The following is a 1565-nucleotide window of genomic DNA, read 5'->3' on the forward strand; positions in this document are numbered from 1 at the left end:
GCTTCAGCATCAGTATCTGCAAGTCAAAGTACTTCAGCATCAGTATCTGCAAGTGAATCAGCTTCAGCATCAGTATCAGCAAGCCAAAGCGCTTCAGCATCTGTATCAGCAAGCCAATCAGCAAGCGCATCAGTAAGCTCAAGTGAATCAGCTTCAGCGTCTGTAAGCTCAAGTCAATCAGCTTCAGCATCAGTATCTGCAAGCGAATCAACTAGCGCATCAGTAAGTGCAAGTGAATCAGCTTCAGCATCTGTAAGTGCAAGCCAATCAGCTAGCGCATCAGTAAGCTCAAGTCAATCAACTTCAGCGTCTGTAAGTGCAAGCGAATCAGCAAGCGCATCAGTAAGCTCAAGTGAATCAGCTTCAGCATCAGTAAGCTCAAGTCAATCAACTTCAGCATCTGTAAGTGCAAGCCAATCAGCTAGCGCATCAGTATCTGCAAGTCAATCAGCTAGCGCATCAGTAAGCTCAAGCCAATCAGCTAGCGCATCAGTATCTGCAAGTCAATCAACTAGCGCATCAGTAAGCTCAAGTGAATCAGCTTCAGCATCTGTATCAGCTAGTCAATCAACTTCAGCATCAGTATCAGCTAGCCAATCAACTAGCGCATCAGTATCTGCAAGTCAATCAGCTTCAGCATCAGTATCTGCAAGCCAATCAGCTAGCGCATCAGTAAGCTCAAGTGAATCAGCTTCAGCGTCTGTAAGTGCAAGCCAATCAGCTAGCGCATCAGTATCTGCAAGTCAATCAACTTCAGCGTCTGTAAGTGCAAGCCAATCAGCTAGCACATCAGTAAGCTCAAGTCAATCAACTTCAGCATCAGTATCTGCAAGCCAATCAACTAGCGCATCAGTAAGCTCAAGTGAATCAGCTTCAGCATCAGTATCTGCAAGCCAATCAACTAGCGCATCAGTATCAGCTAGTCAATCAGCTTCAGCATCAGTATCTGCAAGCGAATCAACTAGCGCATCAGTATCAGCTAGTCAATCAGCTTCAGCGTCTGTATCTGCAAGTCAATCAACTTCAGCATCAGTATCAGCTAGCCAATCAGCTAGCGCATCAGTAAGCTCAAGTCAATCAACTTCAGCATCTGTAAGTGCAAGCCAATCAGCTTCAGCATCAGTATCTGCAAGTCAATCAGCTAGCGCATCAGTAAGCTCAAGTGAATCAGCTTCAGCGTCTGTAAGTGCAAGCCAATCAGCTAGCGCATCAGTATCTGCAAGTCAATCAACTAGCGCATCAGTAAGCTCAAGTGAATCAGTTTCAGCATCTGTAAGTGCAAGCCAATCAGCTTCAGCATCAGTAAGCTCAAGTGAATCAACTTCAGCATCAGTATCAGCTAGCCAATCAGCTTCAGCATCTGTAAGTGCAAGCCAATCAACTTCAGCATCAGTATCTGCAAGCCAATCAGCTTCAGCGTCTGTATCTGCAAGTCAATCAACTTCAGCATCAGTATCTGCAAGCCAATCAACTAGCGCATCAGTATCAGCTAGTCAATCAGCTTCAGCGTCTGTATCAGCTAGTCAATCAGCTTCAGCATCTGTAAGCTCAAGTCAATCAGCTTC

General features: G+C 45.3%; 1 protein-coding gene. It reads left to right on the forward strand.

Annotated elements, in window-relative coordinates; genetic code table 11:
* A partial coding sequence (locus HF881_RS10350) for a hypothetical protein (protein WP_206283221.1) occupies nucleotides 1–1565 on the forward strand: 1565 nt, incomplete at both ends.

The sequence above is a fragment of the Streptococcus sp. WB01_FAA12 genome (assembly GCF_012843315.1).
In the GTDB taxonomy this organism is placed as follows: Bacteria; Bacillota; Bacilli; order Lactobacillales; family Streptococcaceae; genus Streptococcus.